General features: G+C 72.1%; 19 protein-coding genes. 5 read left to right on the top strand and 14 right to left on the bottom strand.

The annotated features are described in order from the left end of the window. The first annotated feature begins 1 nt into the window (after position 1). Together ACIA8N_RS22975 and ACIA8N_RS22970 are read left to right on the top strand one after the other, a co-directional pair. On the top strand, positions 2-1,576 hold the full coding sequence (locus ACIA8N_RS22975; RefSeq protein WP_365779094.1) for an amidohydrolase: 1,575 nt from the start codon (positions 2-4) through the stop codon (positions 1,574-1,576). Beyond that, complete coding sequence (locus ACIA8N_RS22970; RefSeq protein ID WP_365779092.1) at positions 1,573-1,803, top strand: hypothetical protein; 231 nt, start codon at positions 1,573-1,575, stop codon at positions 1,801-1,803. Before ACIA8N_RS22975 ends, ACIA8N_RS22970 begins: the two co-directional genes overlap by 4 nt. Before the next feature lie 58 nt (positions 1,804-1,861). Here the strand turns inward: ACIA8N_RS22970 and ACIA8N_RS22965 are convergent, their stop codons facing one another. The 6 genes from ACIA8N_RS22965 to ACIA8N_RS22940 all read right to left on the bottom strand — a co-directional run bounded on the left by ACIA8N_RS22965 (position 1,862) and on the right by ACIA8N_RS22940 (position 8,010). Beyond that, complete coding sequence (locus ACIA8N_RS22965) at positions 1,862-3,052, bottom strand: acetylornithine transaminase (RefSeq protein WP_365779090.1); 1,191 nt, start codon at positions 3,050-3,052, stop codon at positions 1,862-1,864. Then, positions 3,049-4,014 (bottom strand): acetylglutamate kinase, encoded by a 966-nt coding sequence (argB, locus tag ACIA8N_RS22960; protein ID WP_365779088.1) that lies wholly within the window; start codon positions 4,012-4,014, stop codon positions 3,049-3,051. Before argB ends, ACIA8N_RS22965 begins: the two co-directional genes overlap by 4 nt. A 17-nt stretch (positions 4,015-4,031) precedes the next feature. Beyond that, positions 4,032-5,183, bottom strand: a complete 1,152-nt coding sequence (gene argJ, locus ACIA8N_RS22955; protein WP_365779086.1) for a bifunctional glutamate N-acetyltransferase/amino-acid acetyltransferase ArgJ — start codon at positions 5,181-5,183, stop codon at positions 4,032-4,034. Beyond that, positions 5,180-6,220, bottom strand: a complete 1,041-nt coding sequence (gene argC, locus ACIA8N_RS22950; protein ID WP_365779084.1) for an N-acetyl-gamma-glutamyl-phosphate reductase — start codon at positions 6,218-6,220, stop codon at positions 5,180-5,182. Before argC ends, argJ begins: the two co-directional genes overlap by 4 nt. Before the next feature lie 188 nt (positions 6,221-6,408). Continuing rightward, on the bottom strand, positions 6,409-7,140 hold the full coding sequence (locus ACIA8N_RS22945; RefSeq protein WP_365779082.1) for a hypothetical protein: 732 nt from the start codon (positions 7,138-7,140) through the stop codon (positions 6,409-6,411). Positions 7,141-7,290: 150 nt separating this feature from the next. Then, complete coding sequence (locus ACIA8N_RS22940; RefSeq protein ID WP_365779080.1) at positions 7,291-8,010, bottom strand: beta-glucanase; 720 nt, start codon at positions 8,008-8,010, stop codon at positions 7,291-7,293. A 215-nt stretch (positions 8,011-8,225) separates the two neighbouring features. Here ACIA8N_RS22940 and ACIA8N_RS22935 point away from each other — a divergent pair, with 215 nt between their 5' ends. Continuing rightward, the gene (locus ACIA8N_RS22935) at positions 8,226-8,903 is read left to right on the top strand and encodes a hypothetical protein (protein WP_365779078.1); all 678 of its coding nucleotides are present in this window, start codon (positions 8,226-8,228) and stop codon (positions 8,901-8,903) included. Positions 8,904-8,983: 80 nt separating this feature from the next. Here ACIA8N_RS22935 and ACIA8N_RS22930 read toward each other — a convergent pair whose 3' ends face one another. Next, positions 8,984-10,564 carry a pectate lyase gene (locus ACIA8N_RS22930; protein ID WP_365779076.1) on the bottom strand — a complete coding sequence of 527 codons (1,581 nt, stop codon included), beginning with the start codon at positions 10,562-10,564 and terminating at the stop codon, positions 8,984-8,986. 447 nt (positions 10,565-11,011) lie between these two features. Here ACIA8N_RS22930 and ACIA8N_RS22925 point away from each other — a divergent pair, with 447 nt between their 5' ends. Then, positions 11,012-11,386, top strand: a complete 375-nt coding sequence (locus tag ACIA8N_RS22925; RefSeq protein WP_365779074.1) for a VOC family protein — start codon at positions 11,012-11,014, stop codon at positions 11,384-11,386. A 97-nt stretch (positions 11,387-11,483) separates the two neighbouring features. Here ACIA8N_RS22925 and ACIA8N_RS22920 read toward each other — a convergent pair whose 3' ends face one another. Both ACIA8N_RS22920 and ACIA8N_RS22915 read right to left on the bottom strand, forming a co-directional pair. Continuing rightward, positions 11,484-12,914 (bottom strand): amidohydrolase family protein, encoded by a 1,431-nt coding sequence (locus tag ACIA8N_RS22920; RefSeq protein ID WP_399416766.1) that lies wholly within the window; start codon positions 12,912-12,914, stop codon positions 11,484-11,486. A gap of 167 nt (positions 12,915-13,081) precedes the next feature. Further along, positions 13,082-13,831 carry a GntR family transcriptional regulator gene (locus ACIA8N_RS22915; protein ID WP_399416765.1) on the bottom strand — a complete coding sequence of 250 codons (750 nt, stop codon included), beginning with the start codon at positions 13,829-13,831 and terminating at the stop codon, positions 13,082-13,084. 225 nt (positions 13,832-14,056) lie between these two features. Here ACIA8N_RS22915 and ACIA8N_RS22910 point away from each other — a divergent pair, with 225 nt between their 5' ends. Further along, positions 14,057-15,787: a BCCT family transporter gene (locus ACIA8N_RS22910; RefSeq protein ID WP_399416763.1), complete on the top strand. Its 1,731-nt coding sequence runs from the start codon at positions 14,057-14,059 to the stop codon at positions 15,785-15,787. A gap of 14 nt (positions 15,788-15,801) precedes the next feature. Here the strand turns inward: ACIA8N_RS22910 and ACIA8N_RS22905 are convergent, their stop codons facing one another. From ACIA8N_RS22905 to ACIA8N_RS22885, 5 genes are all read right to left on the bottom strand, one after another. Further along, complete coding sequence (locus tag ACIA8N_RS22905; RefSeq protein ID WP_399416762.1) at positions 15,802-17,124, bottom strand: sugar ABC transporter permease; 1,323 nt, start codon at positions 17,122-17,124, stop codon at positions 15,802-15,804. Then, entirely contained in the window at positions 17,121-17,903 is a 783-nt protein-coding gene (locus ACIA8N_RS22900) for an ATP-binding cassette domain-containing protein (RefSeq protein ID WP_365779070.1), read from the bottom strand. The genes ACIA8N_RS22905 and ACIA8N_RS22900 overlap by 4 nt, the downstream gene beginning before the upstream one ends. 40 nt (positions 17,904-17,943) lie before the next feature. Beyond that, positions 17,944-19,029: a substrate-binding domain-containing protein gene (locus ACIA8N_RS22895; RefSeq protein WP_365779068.1), complete on the bottom strand. Its 1,086-nt coding sequence runs from the start codon at positions 19,027-19,029 to the stop codon at positions 17,944-17,946. Positions 19,030-19,167: 138 nt separating this feature from the next. Then, on the bottom strand, positions 19,168-23,229 hold the full coding sequence (locus tag ACIA8N_RS22890; RefSeq protein ID WP_365779219.1) for a bifunctional nitrate reductase/sulfite reductase flavoprotein subunit alpha: 4,062 nt from the start codon (positions 23,227-23,229) through the stop codon (positions 19,168-19,170). Positions 23,230-23,415: 186 nt separating this feature from the next. Next, complete coding sequence (locus ACIA8N_RS22885) at positions 23,416-24,666, bottom strand: serine hydrolase domain-containing protein (RefSeq protein ID WP_399416761.1); 1,251 nt, start codon at positions 24,664-24,666, stop codon at positions 23,416-23,418. Positions 24,667-24,777: the final 111 nt, after the last annotated feature.

Genomic DNA, 24,777 nt, shown 5'->3' with positions numbered 1-24,777 from the left:
CATGCTCTGTACGAGGCTGACGAACGCGCGCTTTCTCACCATGGACCCGGACCACCCGGTCGCCCACGACCTCGGCATCTGGCGGGGACGCGTCGTGGGCCTGGACGAGGCCGTCACCTCACTGCCCGCCCGCGAGGTCGTCGACCTCCAGGGAGCCACCGTGCTGCCCGGCTTCATCGACAGCCATGTCCACCTGGCCTGGGCGGGCCTCAAGGCGAACACCGCGAGCATCGCGCCGTGCGAGCGCGTCGAGGACGTCCTCGCCGTCGTCGCGGACGCCGTCTCCCGGCAGGCCGCGCCCGGCGCCTGGGTGGACATCGCGGGCTACGACCAGCGTGCCCTGGGCCGCCATCTCACCGCCGCCGAACTCGACCGGGTCAGCCGGGGCCGCAAGATCTTCCTCATGCACGACTCCGGGCACGCCTGCGTCGTCAACAGCGCCGTCCTCGACCTGCTCCCGGCCGAAGTCCCCCACGAGAACGGCTTCCTCGCCGAGAGCGCCATGACCGCCGTCCGGCGACTCCGGCTGCCGTACTCCCAGGACGAACTGGCCGACGCCATCGAGCGCGCCGGCCGCACCTGCCTCGCCGAAGGGATCACCGCCTGCGCCGAGGCGGGCATCGGCGGCGGCCTCCTCGGCCACAGCCCCGTGGAACTCGGCGCGTACCAACTCCTCAGGGACCGGGGCCGACTGCCCCTGCGCGTCCAGCTCATGGCCGCGGGCGACACACTCCGGCCGCGCGCCGCCCACCGCGACGACGGTATCCCGCGCGCCCTCGACCTCGGACTGCGCACCGGCTTCGGCGACGACTGGCTCTCCCTCGGCGCCCTGAAGATCTACACCGACGGCGGCATGATGGCGCGTACGGCGGCGCTCACCGACCCGTACGAGGGCATGTCCCACACCGGACAGTTCCAGGACGACCCCGAGCGGATCGCCGAGCTCGTCGTCGACGGCCACCTCGCCGGATGGCAGCTCGCGGTCCACGCCATCGGGGACCGGGCAGCCGACCTCGCCCTGGACGCCCTGGAGCGGGCCCAGGAGCGCCGGCCCCGCCCCGACGCCCGGCACCGCGTGGAGCACGCCGGCCTGATCCGCCCGGACCAGCTGCCGCGCTTCGCCCGGCTCGGCGTCAGCGCCGTGGTCCAGCCCAACTTCCTCCGCTACTTCGGCGACGACTACGCCGACGTCATGGGGGAGCGGCGGGCGCCGTGGATGTACCGGGGCCGGGGGTTCCTCGACCACGGCGTCACGCTGGTCGGCAGCTCGGACCGGCCGGTGACGGACGGCTCGCCGCTGCGGGCGATCCAGTTCATGGTCGAACGCGCCTCCACGTCCGGCCGGCTGATCGGACCGGACGAGGGGGTCACGGTCGACGAGGCCCTGTACGCATACACCGTCGCCGGCGCCCACGCCTGCCACTGGGACGACAGCGCGGGCAGCCTCACCCCGGGCAGGCGTGCCGACCTCGTGGTCCTCGGGGACGATCCCCGGCGGGTCGACACCGCACGGATCGGGGACATCGAGGTCGTGGCGACGTACGTCGACGGCCGCACCGAGAAGGGAACCCCGTGAGTACGGGAGAAGAGAAGGAACTCACACCGTTCGCTGCCCTGTGGGACACCCCGGAGTCGCCGCCCCGGTGGGTGATCTGGCACCCGGACGCGGACACCATGGTCTTCGACACGGAGTCCAACGTGCCCGTGGACGTCGACGACGCGTCCCTGGACGAGGTCCTGCGCCGGATGCGCGAGGCCGGCGTGCCGGAGAGCGCCGACTACCCGGGACGGGCGTGCGGATAGCGGCGCGGCCGCGGGCGGCCGCGGTGTGCCCGCCGCCCGCGCCCCGGGACTCCCCTCCCTACGTCTGGGCGGCGTCGAGGACCGCCGGGAGCGCTTCGACCAGCTCCCCGACCTGACGCGCCGAGACCGTGAGCGCCGGAGCCAGCCGTACGGTTCCGGGGCCCGCGGCGTTGACGAGGAACCCGGCCTCCTGCGCCGCCCCCTGGACCCGGGCGGCGACGGGCTCGGTCAGCACGACGCCGAGCAGCAGCCCCGCACCCCGTACCTCGTCCACCAGAGGGTGCTTCAGCGCCGCCACGCCGTCCCGCAGGAGCTCACCCATGCGCGCGGCGTGCCCGAGGAGCCCCTCCGACGCGAGGGTGTCGAGGACGGCCGAACCGGCCGCGCAGGCCACCGGATTGCCGCCGAAGGTCGTCCCGTGGTGCCCGGGGCCGAGCAGCTCCGCCGCCGCGCCGAACGCCACCGTGGCACCGATCGGGAGGCCGCCTCCCAGGCCCTTGGCCAGGGTCACCAGGTCCGGGTCCACGCCCGCCTCCGCCTGGTGCGCGAACCAGTGCCCGGTGCGGCCGATCCCGGTCTGCACCTCGTCGAGGACGAGGAGGCTTCCCGTCGCGCGGGTGATCGCGCGGGCGGCCCGCAGGTAGCCGTCGGGAGCGGGGATCACGCCCGCCTCCCCCTGTACGGGCTCGACGAACACCGCCGCGGTGTCCCGCGACACGGCCGCGCGCAGGGCCTCGACGTCCCCGAACGGCACGTGGGTCACCACCCCGGGCAGCGGCAGGAACGGCTCGCGCTTCGCGGGCTGCCCGGTGAGCGCCAGGGCTCCCATGGTGCGGCCGTGGAAGGCGCCCTCCATCGCGACGACATGGGTCCTTCCGGTGCGGCGGGCGGCCTTGAAGGCCGCCTCGGCCGCCTCCGCACCGGAGTTGGAGAAGAACACCCGCCCCGTTCTGCCGAAGAGCCCGAGGAGCCGTTCGGCCAGCGCGACCGGCGGTTCGGCGGCGAACAGGTTCGAGACGTGTCCGAGCCGTGCGACCTGGTCGGTGACGGCGGCGACCACGGCCGGATGGGCGTGCCCGAGGGTGTTGACCGCGATGCCGCCGGTGAAGTCTGTGTACGCGCGACCGGTCTCGTCCCAGACCGTGCAGCCCTCGCCGCGGACCAGGGCCAGCGGGGGAGTGCCGTACGTGTCCATCATGACCGCCCGCCAGCGGTCCCTGAGCGGTGGAGCGGGCAGCGGGGCGGTCATGCGCGGATCTCCTGGTCGTTCGGGGCGCGGTCCGCCGAGTCGTCGGTAGCGCCGTCCGTCGCGCAGTCGGGCAGGACCGTGGTGCCGGGGTTCTCCTCGGTGAGGACGCCCCGCAGGACGGCGTGCGGCGTCCGCCCGTCGAGGACGTGGACGCGCCCGACCCCGGACCTGACCGCGCGCAGACAGCCCTCCATCTTCGGCAGCATCCCGCCCGTGAGGCCGGGGAGCAGCGCGTCCAGTTCGTCGGCCGTCAGACGGGGGATCACCTCGGTGCGGCGCGGCCAGTCCGCACAGAGCCCGGGAACGTCCGTGAGCATCACGAGCCGGTCGGCGCCGAGGGCGACGGCGAGCGCCGAGGCCGCGAGATCGGCGTTCACGTTGTAGATCTGCCCGTCCGTGCCGCGCGCGACGGGCGAGACGACCGGGATACGGCCCCCGGCCAGGAGGTCCCGTACGGTCCCGGGGGCCACGGCCACGATGTCGCCGACGAGGCCGATGTCGACGGCCCGGCCGTCCACCCACGCAGGGCGCCGCTCGGCGGTCAGCGTGTGGGCGTCCTCGCCGGACATGCCGACGGCGAAGGGCCCGTGGGCGTTGATGGCCCCGACCAGCTCGCGCTGCACGCGACCGGTGAGCACCATACGGACCACGTCCATGGCCTCCGGAGTGGTCACCCGCATCCCCGCCTCGAACCTGACCTCCAGGGCGAGGCGGTCGAGCATCTCGCTGATCTGGGGGCCGCCGCCGTGCACGACGACCGGGTGCAGCCCGGCGTGCCACAGCTCGACGACGTCCTGCGCGAACGACCGCCGGAGCGCGGGGTCGATCAGGGTGCTGCCGCCGCACTTGAGGACGACGGTCCGGCCCTGCAGCTCCTCCGACCAGGGGACGTCCCTGGCCGGCAGGTCCACGGCGGCCACGGCGGTCGCGCCCTCCACGCCGTCGGTGACGGTCGTCCTCATCCCCGTTCCTCCTCCGCTCATGAGCTGTAGGCGCTGTTCTCGTGCACGTACGCGGCCGTCAGGTCGTTGGTCCAGATCTCGGCCGACGCCTCTCCGGCGCGCAGGTCGACCGTGATCGTGACGTGGCGGCCCGTCAGGTCGGCCTTCTCCCTCGGCTCCCCGGCCGCGCCGTCCCGGCAGACCCAGATCCCGTTGACGGCGACGTCCAGGCGGTCGGGGTCGAAGACCGCGTCGGTCGTGCCGATCGCCGAGAGCACCCGGCCCCAGTTCGGGTCCTCGCCGTGCAGGGCGCACTTGAGGAGGTTGTTCCTGGCAACCGAGCGGCCCACGGTCACGGCGTCCTCCTCGGAGGCGGCGCCGACGACCGCGATCTCGATCTCCTTCGACGCGCCCTCGGCGTCCGCGATCAGCTGCCGGGCCAGGTCGAGGCAGACGGCGTGCACGGCCTCGGTGAGGTCCGCGGCCGAAGGGGTGACACCGGACGCGCCCGAGGCGAGCAGGAGAACGGTGTCGTTCGTGGATATGCAGCCGTCGGAGTCGACCCGGTCGAACGTGGTGCGGACGGCCGCGCGCAGCGCGGTGTCGAGCAGCGGTTCGCCGGCCACGGCGTCGGTGGTGAGGACCACGAGCATGGTGGCGAGGCCGGGCGCGAGCATGCCGGCGCCCTTCGCCATACCGCCGACGGTCCAGCCGGACCGGGACACGGCCGCCGTCTTGTGCACGGAGTCGGTCGTCCTGATGGCCACGGCCGCGTCCCGGCCCCCGTCGGACGTCAGCCGCGACGCCGCGAGCGCGATGCCCGCCGTGACGCGGTCCATGGGCAGCGGGACACCGATGAGCCCGGTCGAGCAGACGGCCACGTCCTCCGCGGCGATCCCGACGGCCAGCGCGGTCTGTCCGGCCATCGTCCGTGCGTCGTCGGCTCCGGCCTGGCCCGTGCACGCGTTGGCGCCGCCGGAGTTCAGGACCACCGCGGAGACGGTTCCGCGCGCGAGGGCCTGCCGAGACCAGCGGACGGGCGCGGCCTGGATCCGGTTGGAGGTGAAGACTCCCGCGGCGGCCGGTGCGGGTCCCCGGTTCACCACCAGGGCGAGATCGGGATCGCCGGACGTCTTGATGCCGGCGGCCACCCCGCTGGCGAGGAATCCCCGGACGGCGGTCACGGTCACGGAGCCACTCCATTCATGGGCAGGCCGAGCCCTTCGGGCAGGCCGAGGGCGACGTTCATGCTCTGCACCGCACCACCGGCGGTGCCCTTCGTCAGGTTGTCGATCGCGCTCACGCAGACGAGACGGCGGGCGGCCGGATCGACGGCCACCTGCACCTGCACCGTGTTGGATCCGAGCACCGAGGCCGTGGACGGCCACTGACCAGCCGGTAGCAGCCGGACGAACGGTTCGTCGGCGTAGGCGGCCTCGAACACCTCGCGGACCTCGTCCACTCCGCCGTCGGCGGCCACGTGCGGGCGGAGCCGGGCGGAGCAGGTGGCGAGGATGCCCCGGGCCATGGGGGCGAGGGTGGGCGTGAAGGAGACGGTCACGGGCTCGCCGGCCACGAGGGAGAGGTTCTGTGTCAGCTCGGGGGTGTGCCGGTGGCCGCCACCGACCCCGTACGGGCTCATGGAGCCCATCAGCTCCGAGCCGAGCAGGTGCGGTCTCACGGCCCGCCCCGCCCCCGACGACCCGCTGGCCGCGACGACCACGACCTCGGGCTCCACCAGCCGGGCGGCGTGCGCGGGCCAGAGCGCCAGGGTGACCGCGGTCGGGTAGCAGCCGGGTACGGCGATCCGGGTGGTTCCCTTCAACTCGTCGCGCGCCCCGGGTAGTTCGGGGAGCCCGTAGGGCCAGGTGCCGGCGTGGTCGCTGCCGTAGAAGCGCCGCCACGCGGCCGGGTCCCGTAAGCGGAAGTCCGCACCGCAGTCCACGACCAGCACGTCGTGGCCCAGCTGCCGGGCCAAGGCGGCCGACTGCCCGTGCGGCAGGGCGAGGAACACCACGTCGTGCCCGCCGAGCGCCTCCGCCGACGTCTCCGTCAGTACGCGGTCGGCCAGTGAGGCCAGCTGGGGATGGGACCGTCCGAGGGTGCTTCCGGCGCTGCTGTGCGCGGTGAGCACACCCACTTCGGCGCCGGGATGGTTGGTCAGCAGGCGCAGGATCTCCCCGCCGGCATAGCCACTGGCTCCGGCCACCGCGACCCGTAAGGTCATGTTCTTCCGTCTCTCCTGATGAGTGGGGACGTGGCGCACACCCGGGTCGGCACACCCCAGGTCGGCACAGTGGAACTTAACTTAGCCTAACCTAAGTATCAAGAGGGCGGGATCGCCGAACAGTCGCTACGCCGCCGGGGCGAGCGACCGCAACTGCTCATCAGAGAAGTCGAGTTGAGGAAGCCGGCTCAGGCCTGCGAACCCCAGGCCGCCGTCAGGCCGTCCAGCCAGGCGGGCGGAAGCTCGGCGGCGTCCCACTCCTCGTGCAGGGCCGAAGGCGCCGCGGCGAGGCGTTCCAGAACGGCGACGCTGGTGGGGGAGTGGACCAGGGAGTACCGCCCGTGGACGGCGATCGGGGCACCGGGCCCGTACGCCGCGAACAACCGCTCCAGCTGTGCGCGGTGGGCCGTGGCGAACTCCGCGAGACGGCCCGGGTATCCGGCCCGCTCCCGGGGGCTCATCGTGCGCAGCACGGCGCCGAGCACCTGGTCGGTGACCTCCGGATCCAGGTCGGAGACCTCGGAGAACGAGAGGTGCAGCGGTGTGACCGCCACCTTGGCCCGCTCCATCTCCGCCCTCCGGACGGGGGAGCGCTCGTCGGGTGCCGAGGCCGAAGGGCCGGCGGTGACGGCACGGACCAGGGCCTCCTCCGCGAGAGCGCCCAGTGCGTCCACGGCGTCCCGGGCGCCGTCGGACCAGCCGGACGCGTAGAGCGGCCCCTTCTCCTGAGGGGCGTCCCGTGGGCTGTCGCCGATCTCCGCGTGCGCCAGGGCGAGGGCTCCGGCCTCGACGAGTCCGATCAGCTCCTCGGCGTCACCGGTGTAGACCCCCGCGCGGGCGAGCAGCTGCAGCAGTGTGCTCTTCGCGTTGAGCACACTGGCCGCGTCGAGCCGCTGCCGTCCCTCGTCGGCGGTGTTCATGGGAGGTCCTCCTCGTCGTACGGACTCGCGGTGCGGGCGTGCGGAACGCTCCGTCGGAGCCTACGCAACGCCCGTTCCCCGAGAGGCCGCCTCCCCCTCGTGTTCCCGATCCGGGCCGGGTGCCGCGGCCCGGCCGCACCGCGCGAGGGGTCAGGACCGGTACACGCGCAACTCCGCCACCTCGTACGACATCTCCGACGTGTCGGGATCGGGCGCCGGGTGGTAGCGGCCCGCGCACACCGACAGGTTGACGATGAGATGGGCCCGCCAGGAACGCCCCACCCCGCGCCGGTCGTCGAAGACCTGTGCGCCGTTGACCCACCACACCACACCGCGCGCGCCGAACTCGACCCGGAGGTCGACCCACGCCCCGGGCTGGATCGCGGGGTCCCGGAAGTACAGGTGACGTCCCCGGACGCGGTTCGACAGTTCGAGGAGGTCAGGGTTGTCGGGGTGGTACTCGAAGACGTCGATCTCCTGTCCGCCGTCGAGCCAGGTCCAGATCGCCGGCCAGGCGCCCGCCTCCACCGGCAACCGCACCCGCGCCTCCAGGACGTCGCCCGCCCGCACGAGGAAGCCCTCGGGGCTGCCCTCCGTCGTGAGCAGCCCCGCGTCCCAGTCGCCGTCCGCCCGGCGGGTCGCCCGGAACACGCCCGTCCTGCTGTACGACGGGTCCGCCGTCAGGTGGTCGAGCTTGTTGTCGCCGGGATTGGTCGGGCCGCCATCGGGATACGCCCAGGACCGGCCAGCGGTCCACTGCTCGGCGGAGGAGAAGTCGGCGTCGAGGACGAGCGTCCCCGGCGGCCGCGTGGGCGCGCTCCGGCCCGCTCCACCACGTCTCAGCAGCCGTTCGAAGAAGTCGGACAGCATGGCACGCTCCTTTCTCGCGGGACGAAGGACCGGCCCGCGAGCGATGCTGCCCACCCCGCACCGCCCGTACGCGGCAGATCGCCCATTGGCGACAAGTCGTCATGTGTGCCGCGCAGCCGGCGCCGAGGGGGGAGGGGCGAGGCGCGGCGTGAGCACGGGCAGGCATGTCCCGGTGGCGCACGCGACGATCACCGGCCGGGCTCGTTGATCGTTCCGTGAACCACGACACCAGTCCCCGGCCGCGTCGGCTCCTCGCCGCCGGCGTCACCGCCCTCCTGCTCGCGATCACGGGCGCCCAGAGCACCCACGCGAGCCCGCCCGATCCCGGCTGCCCGGCGGCGGAGATCTTCGCGACCGACAACACCTCGGTCATCACCGACCCGGACGACCCCCGTCTCGAGACCCGCCTGACCCGGTTCGACCACGAGGTACGCGCGATCATCCGCGCCCACGGTGCCCGGCCGGCTGCCTCCACCCTCCTCGACGGCGTCTTCTGGTCCGCCGACCTGCGCCAGGCCACGTACGAGCGGTCGCGCGCGTTCGACGTCGACAGAGTGGGCCGCGACGGGCTCCACCACATCGCGGGCGTGATCGCCAAGGAGTACGGCCAGGAGGCCGTGCTCACCTTCCGCTGTCTGCCCCGCACGTCACCGGAGACCGACGCGGTCGAGATCGAGGTGCCCGGAGTGGAGGCGAGTGGCCTCCGCGAGGCGCTCGTCGCCGACCCCGAGGCCCGCGAGAAGCTCGGCGGCGGCTCGGTGACCCTCGACGGCAGGCTCGTTCTCGTCGCCCCGCTCGCTGACCTGCCGCTGGCGCGGAGGTTCACGGTGGCACTGGGCGCCGACTGGGAGGAAGCGCAGGTGCGCTACGGCGACCGCGAGTTCGTGAGCTGAACCGGCGGTACGCGCGTGTGAACGGCGACGGTCCGGTCCCGGCCCCGAGGGGAGCCGGAACCGGACCGGGGCTGCCGGAGCTATCCGGCGTAGGTCTCGAACTCGGCGACCCGGGGGGTGCCGGACGAGCTGACGATCTGGAACGTGAGCTTCTGGAGGGTGGTGCGGGGGATGGTGATGACGCCGGCACCGCTGCCCGACGTCAGCACGGCCCCGGTGTCGCCGTTGAGGACCTTCCAGGACCCGATGGCGCCCGTCGCCCCCGCCGCCTCACGGATCGCGAGGGAGGAGACGGTGGTGGCGGAGCCCCACTTGATCGACACCGATCCGGTCGTACCGGCCGGCGACCAGTAGGTGCTCAGGTTGCCGTCCCGGACGTTGCCGTAGCTCGTCCCGTCGGCCTTGCTCGAACCGTCGGAACCCGCGCCGATGCTGAGGTTCGTCCCGCCCGGCTGCGTCGGTCCGGGGGTGGGCGTGGTGGGACCCGGGGTCGGGGTGGTCTGCGTCGGGGTGGGGGTCGGGGTCGTCTGCGTCGGCGTGGGGCTGGGCGTCTGCGGCGTGCAGCTGCCGTCCGACACCAGAAGTCCCTTGGCGGCGCCCGCCGTCCGGGCGATGACATCCGGCACGCAGCTCGCGGAGTCGAGGGTGAAGGCGTACGGGATGGAGACCGTGGTGTTGGACTGCGGGTTCGGCCCCGCCGGGTTGTTGTCGGAGGTGCGCGCGGACCAGGTCACGTTGTCGAAGACGTTGCCGCCGACCTGCCAGTAGCCGGCCGCGGTCGTGTAGAAGGTGCCGAGGACGTCCTTGGAGTCCTCGAAGTAGTTGTTGTCGACCTTGGCGCGGGCCCCCGCACGGGAGTTGATGCCGGACTCGTTGATCTTCCGGTAGTGGTTGTTGTACATGTGGGCGATGCCGCCGCGCAGCAGCGGTGCGCGGGAGTCGATGTTGTCGTACAGGTTGTGGTGGTACGTGATGAAGCCGTTCGAGAGCTCGGTCTCGCTGGAGCCGACGAGGCCGCCACGGCCGGAGTTGCGCAGGATGCTGTAGGACAGCGTCACGTACTTGGTGTCGTCCTTCATGTCGAAGAGGCCGTCGTAGCCCTCCGATTCGCCGCCCGACGCCTCCAGGGTGACGTGGTCGACCCAGACGTTGCGGACGCCGCTCTCCATGCCGATGGCGTCGCCGCCGTTGGAGACGGGCGAGCCCGACTTCTTGACGTTCTTGACGGTGACGTTCTGGATGATGATGTTGCTGGACTCGCGTATGTGGATGCCGAGTTGGTCGAAGACGGCGCCGGCGCCGACTCCGACGAGGGTGATGTTGCTGATCTGCTTGAGCTCGATCACGCCGTCGGCGGTGTTGCAGCTGGTGCCCGACACCTTGGCGGTGTTGGCGTGGTTGACGGTCCCCTCGACCTGGATGATGAGGGGAGTGCTGCTGGTGGCGCGTCCGCACAGGGCCGCGTGGATCTGGGTTCCGGTGGTGGCCCGTACGGTCTGGCCGCCCGCGCCGCCGGTGGTCCCGCCGTTCTGTGTCGCGTAACCGGTGGCGCCGCCGGTCGCCGCCGATGCCTGGGGCATCGACAGGACCACGCCGGTCCCGGCCGCCAGGGCCATGGCTGCCGCTGCCGCGTGGAGTCGGAATGCGACTGGTCGCTTCATGCTCGCCGTCCTTCTTGTCTTCGAACGATGGGGGGGGTGGGGATTGCCGGTCAGTGCCGGTCAGTGCCGTTCAGTCCAGAAGAAACCGCCCGTGGGCAGCCCTCGTTAAGGCCGACCGCAGACGGATGGAAAGCGCTTTCTGCCCGGGACAATAGGGTGGCCCCAGGGGCGTGGCAATACTTCGCGCAGGGACTTCCCGAGGTGGCGGCGGAGGCGGAAGGGAGCGCTCCCACCCCCCTTGCCGTCCGGCTCTTGATCACGTACTGTCCTTCGACGTGAACACCGGACCGGCGACTCGACGCCACACACAGACGGGCCATCCGGTGGACGACTGACCGCTCGGCGGGTGCCCACGCGGCACCCCCGCGGTTCGGCGCGCGGACCTCCCCAGTGCTCGAGCACTGCGAGTCCACTCCCGTGTCGAATCAACAGAGCGAGGTTATCCACATGGCAGTCACGTTCAACCACACCATCATCGCCGCCAAGGACCGCCACGAATCGGCGAGGTTCTTCCGGGAGTTGCTGGAACTCCCCGAGGCGCCGTCCTGGGGCCCCTTCGTCAACGTCCAGCTCGCCGACGGCGTGCTGATCCAGTTCGCCGAACCCCCGGTCGAGATCCAGATGCAGCACTACGCGTTCCTCGTCGACGAGGAGCTGTTCGACCGCGCGTACGGGCGGCTCCGTGACAAGGGCGTCGAGCACTGGGCCGACCCGCAGATGCGGCGCCCCGGCGAGACCAACACCGAGCACGGCGGGCGCGGGGTCTACTTCAAGGACCCCGCCGGCCACGCGTTCGAGCTGATCACGCGGCCGTACCTCTAGAGATGGCGGGCCGGGCACCCGAGAGGGGTGCCCGGCCGGTCGTCGGCGAACCTTGAGGGGGATGACGGGCGGTCAGGGTCTGTACGGTCAGGGTCGGTCAGTCGAGGAACTCGCCGTCCCTGGCCACCACCGCGCCCCCGTGCACCACCAGGTCCCGGCGAGGCATGTCCACCACCACCTGCGGCAGGCATTCGCCCCGTACGAGGACGAAGTCGGCCGGGGCGCCGGCGGTGAAGTCGGCGCGCGCCAGGCCCATCACGTCCGAACCCCCGTGGGCGGCCACGTCGTAACAGTCCGTCAGCTCCTCGTCCAGGCGCACGTCCCGCACCCACCCGAGGATGTGCGCGCGGTGCATCATGTCGGCGTTGCCGAACGGGCTCCAGGAGTCGCGCACGCCGTCCGAGCCGAGCCCGACCCGCACCCCGTGCTCGCGCAGCCGGGCGATCGGCAGGACCAGGGAGTCGGACGGCGCGACCGTCGTGAGGGCGATGTCCTGGTCCCCCAGATCCGCTGCGATGGAACCGAGTTCACGGTCCGCCAGGCCCGGCAGGCAGAAGACATGGCTGACCGTGACCTTCCCGGCGAGGGAGAGCGCACGCGTACGGTCGACGATGCCACGCATGGCCCGCATGCCCTTCTCGCCCCGGTCGTGCAGATGGATGTCCACACCGACACCGTGGCGGTCCGCGATGCCGAAGACGATGTCCAGCTGCTCGTCGAGCGCCTGGTCGAAGCCGATCGGGTCGATGCCGCCGATCATGTCGATGAGGCCCTCGCGCGCCGCCTCCTCCAGCAGCTCCGCCGTACCCGGTGTGCGGATGACGCCGTGCTGGGGAAAGGCGACGATCTGCACGTCGAGCGCGTGGCGCAGCCGCTCACGGGCCTCGGCCACGCCCTCCACCCCGGCCAGGCCGTAGGCGGGCGCCACGTCGGCGTGGGCGCGCATCGCCCGGGTGCCCCGGGAGACGGCGTGGGACATCAGTCCGTACGCGCGCTCGCCGACGGGCCGGCGCTGGCTGCGGAACAGCTCCACGTCCTGGGCGACGTAGTCGGCGATGCCGCTCGCGGGCCTGCGCGACACCCAGGGGCCGCCCCAGGTCGTCTTGTCGGGGTGGATGTGGGCGTCCACCAGCGACGGCAGCGCGATCCGGCCGTCACCGTCGACGACCTCGGCACCCCGGGGCGCCGGACCGCCCGAGATCCGACCGTCGACGACGACGAGGTCCGTGGCCTTCGCCGCGCCGAACGGACGCACGTCGCGGAAGACCACGGTCCGCGCGCGACGCCGCGCGGCGGCCCCGGACCCGGCGGCGGCCCCGGACCCGGCGGCGGCCCCGGACCCGGCGGCGGCCCCGGACCCGGCGGCGGACGCGGTTCCGGCGGCGGACCCGGACCCGGCGGCTGAGGTCGCGGCCTGGGCGGGTACGCCCGTCGCGGCCGCCGTCGCCGTCGTACCGGCCAGCGCGGCGGCACCGGCCAGCATCGTGCGGCGGGAGAGCGCACCGGGGGAGGACGCGGACGGCTGCATGGAGTCTCCTTCGAGGGGACGGGGGTGTGCCAACGACGTCCTCGTTTTGTATACCAATCTTGATGCAGTGAACAAGGATGCGGATTGAAGGATTCCCAGAAAGTCGCCCACGTACTGAAATCAGTGGCGGGAGGTGTGGGTCGACCACCTTGGTATACCAAGTCGCCTCAGGTGTCGCCGAAGAGCGAGCGCAGCGCGACGGCCCTGCTGTCCCGTACGTGCAGCAGGGTGCTCGCCGCGGCGGCCTCCGCGTCCCCGGCCGCGATGTGCCGGTACATCTCGGCGTGCTGCGCCCGCATGTGCGCGGGCTCCTCGCGCAGGCCGAACACGAGCCGCAGCTGCCAGCTCAGCTGTTCCAGGGTGCGGGCGAGCAGCGGGTTGCCCGACATGGCCACGACGCACTCGTGGAACGCCGTGTGCGCCGCCACCTCACGGGTCGCCTCGTCCGCCGCCGCGGCCGACTCGGCCTGATGGAGCGTCGCTTCGAGGGCGTCGACGCCCCGGCAGTCGCCCGCCGCGCACGCCCGCGCCGCGAGCCGGGAGGCCTGTACCGCCAGCGGTTCCCACACCTCGTAGAGATGCTCCACGTCGGCGCGTTCGAGGCGGCGCACCCGTACACCGCTGTGCGGGAGCAGTTCGAGCAGCCCCTCGGTGACCAGCGCGCGGAGAGCCTCCCGTACCGGCACGCGGGACATGCCGAGCTCCTCGGCGACCTCCCGTTCGACGAGCCGGGCGCCCTGCGGGTACCGCCGGTCGACGATCCGCTGGAGCACGGCCTCCCGCGCGCGCGTACCGAGGGGGAGGTCCGGGCCCGGGGCCGCGTCCGGGTCCGGCACCGCCGCGGCGGACCTCCTCGTGCCGCGCGCCAGGGCGCCTCCGCCCCCGGTCGTCGAGCCGGTCCCGCGTCCGTCCGTCACCTGTGCCGACCTCTTCCGTCCTCTTCCGCCCCGCGTTCGGGGTGCCCCGGGGGCCGAGGATACGTCGGCCCGTCGCAGGGCATCGGTCCGGCCGTGGAGGTCTGTTGGTCCCCGAAGTCCGGCCCTGTCTGTGGTACTGCCTTACCAGGACATCGTCACATGTGCCATGAAAAGCCGATTTCAAATGGTTTCAGACGGTCGTACCACCGTGAAAGGTGTCATCTTTTGCAGGAAGACCAGAGGCCGGACGTCCCCGGGGCGGGCGGCGCGCAGGGTGGCGGCAGAGAGGGGCGGGTGGTGACGGCCGACCTGCCCGGCCGCCCCGACCAGCACCGCCGCGCCCGTACCGACCGGATCGTGTTCGGGGTCACCGCCGTCCTCACCGTGGCCTTCGTCGTCTGGGGCGCCACGGCCACGGAGAGCCTGGAGAGCACGTCGAGCAGGCTCCTCGAAGGGCTGATCCGGGACGGCGGCTGGGCGTTCATGCTGGCCGCGTCCGGCTTCGTCGTCTTCGCCCTCTGGCTGGCCGTCAGCCGCTACGGCCGGATCACCCTCGGCCAGGAGAGCGAGGGCCCGGAGTTCCGGACGGTGTCGTGGATCGCCATGATGTTCAGCGCGGGCATGGGCATCGGCCTGATGTTCTACGGCGTGAGCGAACCCCTCGCCCATTACGGCGCCCCGCCGCCCGGCACCCACCCCGTCGACTCGGCGGAGCGGATGCAGACCGCCATGGCCACCACGCTGTTCCACTGGACGCTTCACCCGTGGGCGATCTACGCCGTCGTGGGGCTCGCCATCGCGTACTCCACGTTCCGCAGGCGGCGCCGCCAGACCATCAGCGCCGTCTTCGTCCCGCTGATGGGCGAGCGGCGGGCCTACGGCGGGCCCGGCCGCGTCATCGACATCCTGGCCATCTTCGCCACGCTGTTCGGCTCCGCCGCCTCGCTGGGCCTCGGCGCGCTCCAGATCGGCAGCGGCGTCGAGGAACTGGGCTGGCTGGAGAAGACCGGCACCGGGCTGCTCGTCGCGATCATCGCGATCCTGACGGTGGCCTTCGTCTTCTCCGCCGTGTCGGGTGTGGCGAAGGGCATCCAGTGGCTCTCGAACATCAACATGGTGCTGGCCGGGGTGCTGGCCCTCTTCGTGTTCGTGGCGGGCCCCACCATCATCGTCCTCGATCTGCTGCCCACCTCGATCGCCGCGTACATCGGCGACCTGCCCCAGCTGGCCGGCCGTACCGAGGCGACCAGCGGCGCGAACATCCATGAGTGGCTCGGCGGCTGGACCGTCTTCTACTGGGCCTGGTGGATCTCGTGGACGCCCTTCGTCGGGATGTTCATCGCGAGGATCAGTCGGGGCCGGACCATCCGCCAGTTCGTCGGCGGGGTCATCCTGGTGCCCAGCACCGTCAGCCTGGTGTGGTTCGCGATCTTCGGCGGCACGGCGATGAAACTGAGCGAGCAGGGCGATCTGGCGGGGGAGACGACCCCCGAGGGGCAGCTCTTCGCCGTGCTCCAGGAGTTCCCGATCTCCGGCGCCATGAGCCTCCTGGTGATGATCCTCGTGGGGATCTTCTTCGTGTCGGGCGCGGACGCGGCCTCGATCGTCATGGGCACGCTGTCCCAGCGCGGCGCCTTCGAACCCACCCGGCCCGTCGTCGTGTTCTGGGGCGTGCTGACCGGAGCGGTCGCCGCCATCATGCTCCTCATCGGGGACGGCCAGGGCGACGCCCTCGCGGGCCTGCAGAACCTCACGATCCTGGTCGCGGCGCCGTTCGTCCTGGTGATGATCGGCATGTGCGTGGCGCTGATGCGGGACCTGCGGAAGGACCCGCTCATCGTCCGGGGCGAGGTGGGCGTGGAGGTCGTCGAACTCGCCGTGATCGCGGGCCACGAGAAGTACGACGGCGATTTCGAGTTGAGGATCGGCCCCGGCTCCCCGGACTCGGGAGGCTGAGCGCCGGGTCCCGCTCACGCCCTTCCGGCGGCCTTCTGGCTCCGGCGGGACAGGGAGTCGACGACGACGGCGGCCAGCAGCACCGAGCCCGTGATCATGAACTGGACGGCGTTGCTGACGCCCATGATGTTCATGCCCGACTGGATGGAGCCGATCACCAGAGCGCCGAGCAGGGCGGACCAGACCGAGCCGCGTCCGCCGAAGAGGCTGGTGCCGCCGATGACGGCGGCGGCGATGACGTTCATCAGGAGGTTGCCGCCGCCGGAGGTCTGGCTCGCGGACTGGATCTGGCCCGCCAGGAAGATGCCGCCGATCGCCGCCATGGTCCCGGCGATCGAGAAGACGGACATCCGGACGAACGGCACGCTGATGCCGGCCCGTCGCGCGCCCTCGATGTTGCCGCCGACCGCGAAGATCCGCCGGCCGTACGTGGTGCGCCGCAGCACGAAGTCCAGGAGCACCAGGAGGATCAGGAAGATCAGGAGCGCGAGCGGCAGCCCCTGGTACTGGTTGAGGATGTACGCGGCGGCGAAGGCGAGCGCGGCGATGACGACCGTACGCAGCACGATCTCGGCCACCGGACGGGACGGCACCCGGGCGGCCCTGCGGCGCCTGGCGTCCAGGAGCGAGGCCGCGAGGAACAGCGCGACCCCGGCGGCCGCCGTCCCGTAGGCGGCGGCCGGACTGTGGTAGATCGTCGAGTAGAGCCTGGAGACGATGCTCTCGCTCGGGATGTTGACCGTGCCGCTGGTGCCGAGCACCTGGAGCATCAGGCCGTTCCAGGCGAGATTGCCCGCGAGGGTGACCACGAACGCAGGGACGCCGACCTTCGCGAAGAAGAACCCCTGGATCAGGCCGACGACCGCGCCTCCCGCGATGGCGACCAGGAGCGCCAGCCACTCGTTCATGCCGTTCAGGACGTTGAGGACGGCGAAGATCGCGGCGCACAGACCGCTCACCGATCCGACCGAGAGGTCGATCTCCCCGAGCAGCAGGACGAAGACGATCCCGACGGCGATCATGCCGGTACCGACGATCTGCTGGCTGAGGTCGGAGAGGTTCTGGGCCGAGAGGAACGTGCTGTTCAGACTGCCGAACACCGTCCAGATGATGATCACGGCGAGCACGACGGGCAGCGATCCGAGTTCTCCGCTGCGCAGCTTGCGCCGGAACTCGCCCACGTAGCCCCTGATGCCCTCCTCGCGGACGAGGAGGCGGGTGTCGACGGCGGGCATGGCGCCCCGTGCCGGCTCCTGGCCGGTGCTGCCGTCGCCCGTCCCGCCGCCGGTGCCGGCGGGGTCGGCCGGAGGGTCGGCGCGGCCTGGGTCGTGGCTCATCGCTCCTCCTCCTCGCGCCTGCGGGCCTGACGGCGGGTGACGGCGCTGTCGGTGGCCCCGGTGATGGCGGAGATGATCTCCTCGGTGGTCGTGGAGCGCCTGTCGAAGAAGCCGTTGTTCCGGCCGAGCCGCATCACGGCGATCCGGTCGGCGACCGCCATCACGTCCACCATGTTGTGGCTGATCAGGATGGTCCCGAGACCCTGCTCGCGGAGCCGCTCGACCAGGTCGAGGACCTGCGCGGTCTGCTCCACGCCGAGCGCGGCGGTCGGCTCGTCCAGGATCACGACCTTCGGCGCGCCGATCAGGGAGCGGGCGATGGCCACCGTCTGCCGCTGACCGCCGGAGAGCGAGGCGACGGGGATGCGGACGCTCGGGATGCGGATGGACAGCGTGTCGAGGAGCTCGTGGGCCCGCTGGTCCATGCGGACCTCGTCGAGCACGCCGAAGCGGCGCAGCTCCCGTCCGAGGAACAGGTTGGCGACCACGTCGAGGTTGTCGCACAGGGCCAGGTCCTGGTAGACGGTGGCGATGCCGAGGTTCTGGGCGTCGTGCGGACGGTTGATGGAGACCGGCCTGCCCTCCCACGTGATGACGCCCTCGTCGGGCGGGTTCACCCCGGCGATCGCCTTGACGGCGGTGGACTTGCCGGCGCCGTTGTCGCCGACGAGCGCGACCACCTCACCGGGGTGTACGTCCAGGTCGAACCCCTGGAGCGCCTGGACCGCGCCGAACCGTTTGGAGACGCCCCTCAGGGTGAGTACGGGTGACTCCGACACAGGAACCGCCTCCTCGCCACCGGGATGGAAGACCGCGCGGCTACTCGAGTCCGGCCTCCTTGCAGGCCGCGGCGTACGTCGGGGTGCAGATCTCCTGGACCGTGTAGAGGCCGTCCTTCACGACGGTGTCCTTGATGTTGGTCTTGTCGACCACGACCGGCGTCAGCAGGTTGGCCGGGACCTTCTCGCCGCTGCCGCTGGTGACGGTGGTGGGCGTCAGGTCGGCCGGGAGCTCCTTGCCCTCGGCGAGGTTGACGGCCATCGTGGCCGCTATGTCGGCCTCCGGCTTGTACGGCTTCTCGACCGTGATCGTCTGGGTGCCGAGCAGGATCCGCTGGATCGCGTCGAGCTGGGCGTCCTGGCCGGTCAGGGGCACGTTCATGCCCGCGGCCTTGAGGGCGGTGGAGATGCCGGCGGCCAGTCCGTCGTTGGCCGAGTAGACACCGACGATCTTGTCCTTGCCGAGGGCGCTGATGGCACCGGACATCTGCTGGTTGGCGTTGTTCGGGTCCCAGTTCGGCGTGTCGTACTCCTTGCCGATCTTCACCTTGCCGTCCAGGACCGAGTGCGCCCCGGCCTTGAACTCGGCCGCGTTCGGGTCGGTCGGCGAGCCGTTGTGCATCACGATCTGACCGCTCCCGGCCTTGTCGCCGAGCGCGTCGAGGAGCGCCTTGCCCTGCAGCTCACCCACCTTGCGGTTGTCGTACGAGACGTACGCGTCGACCGGGCCTTGCGCGAGGCGGTCGTACGCGACGACCTTCACGCCCGCGTCCCGGGCCTTCTCCACGGACGACTGGATCGACTTCGCGTCCACGGCGTCGAGGATGAGGACCTTGTCGCCCTTGGCGAGCGCCGTGTTCACCTGCTGTTGCTGGGTGGTGGCGCTTTCGGCGGCGTTGTAGTAGTCGATCTGGGCGTCCGGGGCCAGTTCCTTGATCTTGGCCTCGATGTACGGCCGGTCGAACTTCTCGTACCGCGTGGTCTTGCTCTCCGGGAGCAGGAGGCCGATCCTCACCTCGCCCTGAGCCGCCGACGCCGGCTGGGTCGCCCCGCTGGTCGCCACCGCTCCCAGGCAGAGGGCCGTCGCTCCGGCCAGGGCTATCGCGCCGCGCAATGTACGGGTCATGGGAGGCTCCTTCCGTACGCTCCCGTCCCGCCGCCTCCGCGAGCCGCTGGGATCGAGGGCGTGCATGTGGCCATATATCGACATTAGCGTCAACCTGAGCACCGGCAAGCGGGTGACGCGGCCCCGGCCACGTGGTGCTCAGTACACGTCCCGGACGTACCGCCTGTCAGCGGCCAGCTGCTTGACGTACACGCCCGCCGACTCCTCGTCCAGACCGCCGTGGGCGACGGCGACGTCGCGCAGCGCCCGGTCCACGTCCTTCGCCATCCGGGCCGCGTCCCCGCACACGTAGAAGTGCGCACCGTCCCTGAGCCAGGCCCACAGCTGCGGTCCGTGCTCCCGCATCCGGTCCTGTACGTAGACCTTGGCGCGCTGGTCGCGGGAGAAGGCCGTGTCGAGGCGGTCCAGGGTGCCGTCGGCGAGGAGGGCCGTGAACTCCTCCTCGTAGTAGAAGTCGGTGGCGCGGTGCTGCTCGCCGAAGAACAGCCAGTTGGGCGCCCGGTGGCCGAGCGCCCGGCGCTCTTCGAGGAAGCCGAGGAAGGGCGCCACGCCCGTGCCGGGGCCGACCATCACCATCGGCGTCGTGGGGTCCGCCGGGGGCCGGAACCGCGGGGCGCGCTGAACGAACACCGGTACCTCGGCGCCGGGTTCGGCATCGGCGAGGAACGGCGAGCAGACGCCCTTGCGGGGACGGCCATGACGGTTCTCGTAGCGGACGACGGAGACGGTGAGGGACACCAGGTGCGGGTCGGTGAGCGGGCTGGAGGAGATCGAGTACAGGCGCGGCTTGAGCCGGCCCAGGACGTCCGCCCACTCCTGCGCAGCGGCACGGACCGGGTGCTCGGCGACGACGTCCACGGCCTGCCGGCCCCAGGTCCACTGGGCGAGACCGTCCCTGTTGTCGGGCCGCAGGAGCCTCTTCAGGTCCCGGTCGCCGGTCTGCTCGGTGACGAAGTCGAGGAGGCCGGAGGAGACCCGGGTGATGTCGAGGTGACGGTGCAGCGCCTCGCCGAAGGGAACCCGGCCGAGACCGGGGAGTTCGACATCCGCGCCCGCGTCGAGACCGGTGACGGCCAGCCACTCGGCCACGAGCTCCGGGCAGTTCACCGGCCGCACGCCGAGAGCGTCCCCGCTCTCGTAGCCGAGCGGCGTCCCGGTCCCGCTGGTGTCGAAGGTGAACCGGCGGACCTCCTTGCCCGCGCCCGGCAGGCTGAGCAACCGGTTCCCGACGAGCCGTGCGGGCGTGGCGGTGGGCGCGGAGCGCCGTACGGGGGCCGGGGAGACAGGGGTGGGCGCCGCCGCGGAAGCCGGTGGCGCGTCGGACAGACCGGCGACGACCTGGTCGAGCCAGGCGAGGGCGGACGTCTCGAAGTCGGGTTCGCAGTCGGCACGGGGAGCGAGCCGGACGCCCCCGAGTTCGTCGAGGCGACGGTCGAGACGCCGTCCGTGCCCGCAGAAGTCGCCGTACGAGGAGTCCCCGAGCGCGAGCACGGCATAGCGGCGCCCGTCCAGGCGGGGGGTGTCGGGCGCGGCGAGCGCGTCCCAGAACCCGGAGCCGTTGTCGGGGGCGTCCCCGTCCCCGAACGTACTGGTGATCAGCAGCAGGTCGGCCCCGGGCGGCAGCGCCCCGAGGTCGGTCTCGTCCATGCCCGCGAGCGCCGCCCGGTGGCCGGCCGAGAGCAGCCGCTCGGCGGTGGCGGCGGCGAAGTCCTCGGCGTTGCCGGTCTGCGAGGCCCACAGCACGACGACCTCGCGGCCGGTCGCGCCGATGCCACCGGTCGCGGGGGCCTGGGGCGCGCGGGAGTACAGGCCGGCCAGGACCCCGTTCACCCAGCGGGCGTGATCATCGCGGAACGGCGCTCCGGACGGCAGGACGGGCACTCCCGGCGCGCCGGTCTCCAGGCCGGCGAGGAAGCCGACGAGGTACTGCCGCTCCTCGGCGGTCAGGACGGGCGGCGGGGCCGGTTCGAGCCCGAAGGCGGCGGCGTGCCCGGCCGTCGGGCCGCCGCTCGGGATGACCACCCCGGTCGTCAGGGGGGTGGCCTGTGCGGGTGCCGCGGAGGCAGGGACGAGAGCCGCCGGGACCGCCGACTTCGTCAGGGCCACCGCGCACACCTTGAGCTCGGGCTGGAAGGAGAGGGGATCGACGGCGTCGTTGGTGACGGCGTTGACGCACAGCTCCGCGCCGAACAGGTCGTTCCAGTGGAAGGGGGCGAAGCAGCCGCCCGGCGCGACCCGGTCGGTGACCACAGCGGGGAGTACGGCCCTGCCGCGCCGCGAGGCGATCTCCACGGGGTCGCCCTCCGCGACGCCGAGCCGCAGGGCGTCCTCGGGATGCAGTTCGACGAACGGCGCCGGGTTCAGCTTGTTGAGCTTGGCGACCTTCCCCGTCTTGGTGAGGGTGTGCCACTGATGTTGCAGACGCCCGGTGTTGAGGAGGAACGGATAGGCGTCGTCGGGCATCTCGGCGGGGTCGATGTGCGGCCGGGCATGGAAGACGGCCCGGCCGCTCGCCGTGGGGAAGACGGGCCCCGTGCCGTCGCCTGTCACGTACCGGATCGGGTTGCGGGCGGGGCCTCCGGCCGCCGCGGGCCACTGGACGGGGGTGTCCCGCAGCCGCTCGTACGACACCCCGCCGAGGTCGTAGCCGGTCTTCGGGTTCCCCGCGCGCCTGATCTCCTCGAAGACCTCCTCGGCGCTGTCGTACGTGAACGCCTTCTCGTACCCCATCGCGCAGGCGATCCGGGCGATGATCCGCCAGTCGGCGAGGGCCTCGCCGGGCGGGTCGACGGCCGGCCGGGTGAGGGTGAGGCCGCGTTCGCTGTTGATGAGGACGCCCTCGGTCTCGGTCCAGAGGGCGGCGGGCAGGACGACGTCCGCGTACGCGTTGGTCTCGGTGTCGGCGAACGCGTCCTGGGTGATGACGAGTTCGGCGGCCCGCAGGCCCTCGACGACGGTGGCCCGGTTGCCGACCGAGGCGACCGGGTTGGTGCAGATGATCCAGCAGGCCTTGATCTCCCCGTCCGCCATGCGCCGGAAGAGGTCGACGGTGCCCTGTCCGGAGCCGTCCGCGCGGAGCGTGCCGGGCGGCAGGTCCCAGAGTTCCTCGGTGAAGGCCCGGTCCTCGGCGACCAGGACCGAGCGCTGTCCGGGGAGGCCGGGTCCCATGTAGCCCATCTCGCGTCCGCCCATGGCGTTGGGCTGGCCGGTCAGGGAGAAGGGGCCCGATCCGGGGCGGCAGATCGCGCCGGTCGCCAGGTGCAGGTTGACCAGGGCGTTGGTGTTCCAGGTGCCGTGGGTGGACTGGTTGAGGCCCATGGTCCAGCAGCTGGTCCACTCGGCCGCCGTGCCGATCCACTCGGCGGCGGTACGGATGTCGTCCTCGGGTATGCCGGTGATACGGGCGACCTCGGCCGGCGGGTAGTCGGCGAGGAAGGCCGGCATCGCCTCCCAGCCCTCCGTGTGCGCGGCCATGAAGCCGGGATCCGTGTGCCCGTTCTCGTGCAGCAGGTGAAGGAGTCCGTTGAGGAGCGCGAGGTCCGTGCCGGGCCTGATCCGCAGGAAGAGGTCGGCCTTGTCGGCGGTGGCGGTACGCCGGGGGTCGACGACGATCAGCTTCGCCCCGGCCTTGACCCGCTCCATCATGCGGAGGAACAGGATGGGGTGGCAGTCGGCCATGTTCGAGCCGATGACGAGGAAGACGTCGGCCTTGTCGAGGTCGTCGTAGGAGCCGGGCGGGCCGTCGGCACCGAGGGACAGTTTGTAGCCGGTGCCGGCGCTCGCCATGCAGAGCCGCGAGTTGGACTCGATCTGGTTGGTGCCGATGAAGCCCTTGGCCAGCTTGTTGGCGAGGTACTGCGCCTCCAGGCTCATCTGGCCGGAGACGTACAGCGCGACGGCGTCGGGCCCGTGCTCGTCGACGATCGCCCGCAGCCGGCGGGCGGTCTCCGCGACGGCCCGGTCGGTGTCCGTGGCGACGGGGGCCGCGCCGCGCTCCTCGCGGAGGAGCGCGGTGGCCAGGCGGCCCGGGGCGGCGAGCAGGTCGGCGGTGGTGGCGCCCTTGGTGCAGAGCCGCCCCCGGTTGGCGGGGTGGTCCTTGTCGCCCGTCGCCCTGAGGACCGTACGGCGTCCGTCGGGCCCCGCGCCGATGTCGAGGAGCAGCCCGCAGCCCACACCGCAGTACGAGCAGACGGTCCGCACCTGATCGGCCGTACCGCCCCGGGGGTCCGCCGTGTCCTGTGGGGTCACCGGGGCGCCTCTCTGTGGAACCGTTCGAGCCCCGACCGTACGAAACGCCCGTTACACCCGTGTCAACCAGGCCGATCATGGTCCGTAACACCGGTCACACAGCGGCCCCCGGCACCCTGTGAGGCCCCTGCCCGCGCGTCAGGAGATCGCCAGCGGGGCCTCCGGGGCGAGCGCGGCGGCGATGCGCTCGGCGACCTCCTCGGCCGTGTTGCCGTCGGGCGTGGTCGCCGTCTTGGTCGTGGAGACCGCGAGGGCGAGACGCCTGGACGGAAGGTACGCCTGGATGGCCGCGTACCCGGAGAACGACGGGTTCTGCAGGACCCACCCGTTGATCACGATGACGCCGAGACCGAAGTGCTTGGCCTCGGTCTGCTTCAGGCAGATCGTGGCGGGACACCTCGCGGTCCCGCCCCCGAGCCCGACCGTGCCGGGGTCGAGCAGCGTGCGGTACGAGCGGGGGGAGAGCAGCTCGCCGCTCCCGATGGCCCGCGCCGAACGGGCCAGGTCACAGATGTGGGTGGTGATGACCGCGCCGGGGGCGGTGGTCCACGACGGGTTCCAGAAGGTGGACTCCTCGTAGAGGCCGCGGTCGGAGGTGAAGGCGTGCAGCGTCGGACGCGGGATGTCGGGGGTGAGGTCGCTCCGGGTGTTCCGCAGCTCCAGCGGACCCGTGACCTGCTCCTTCATGAGCGCGTCGATCCGCATGCCGGTGATCTTCTCGAGCGCGGCGATCAGGAGCAGGTAGTTGCCGTGGGAGTAGCTCCAGCTGGTGCCCGGCTCGTACCAGAACGAGTGGCGGAGCGGGTACGCGAGCAGCTGCCGGGGGGTCCATGCGCGGAAGGGGCTCGCCTCCAGTTCCTTCCCGAACGCGGGATCCGTGACGTAGTCGTGCAGGCCGGAGGTGTTGCTCGCCAGCATGCGCAGGGTGATCCTGTCGGCCTTGGGCAGGTCGGGCAACCAGCGCTCGACGGTGTCGTCGAGCCGGACCCGCCGCTGTTCGACGAGCCGGAGCAGGGCCGTGCCGATGTGCGCGAAGGCCACCGATCCCGCGCGGAAGTGCATGTCGGGCTCGGCCGGTACGCCGGTCATCGACTCGCCGAGCGCGTCGGTGACGACCTCGCGTCCGTCGACGGTGACCCGCAGCTGTACGGCCTTCAGCCGGAGGTCCTTCTTGGCCTTGCGGGTGATGTCCAGGATCCGGCGGGCCTCGCCGGTGGGCGGACCCTCGGTCCGTACGCAGTCGGATCCACCGTGGCCGCCGGGCCCGTCGGCGAGCGCCGGTGCGACGGCTGCCGTCTGGACGGTGAGTGCGAGGAGCGCGGCGCAGAGGAGGGCCCTGCGGGAGCGCGCACGCGTACGCGTGCGCGCGGTGAGGGGGGTGTGTGCCATGCCCGCACTATGTCCGGGGCGCCGCCGTCCGCCCGGCGGAACACTCCGCGGCCCGCCGCCGACCGCCCGTGCGGGCCAGTCGCCGGGACCTCTCTGCACGCCCGTCCGTTG

The organism is Streptomyces sp. NPDC051822 (assembly GCF_044452745.1).
In the GTDB taxonomy this organism is placed as follows: domain Bacteria; phylum Actinomycetota; class Actinomycetes; order Streptomycetales; family Streptomycetaceae; genus Streptomyces.
This window is presented reverse-complemented; position numbering and strand designations above follow the sequence as displayed.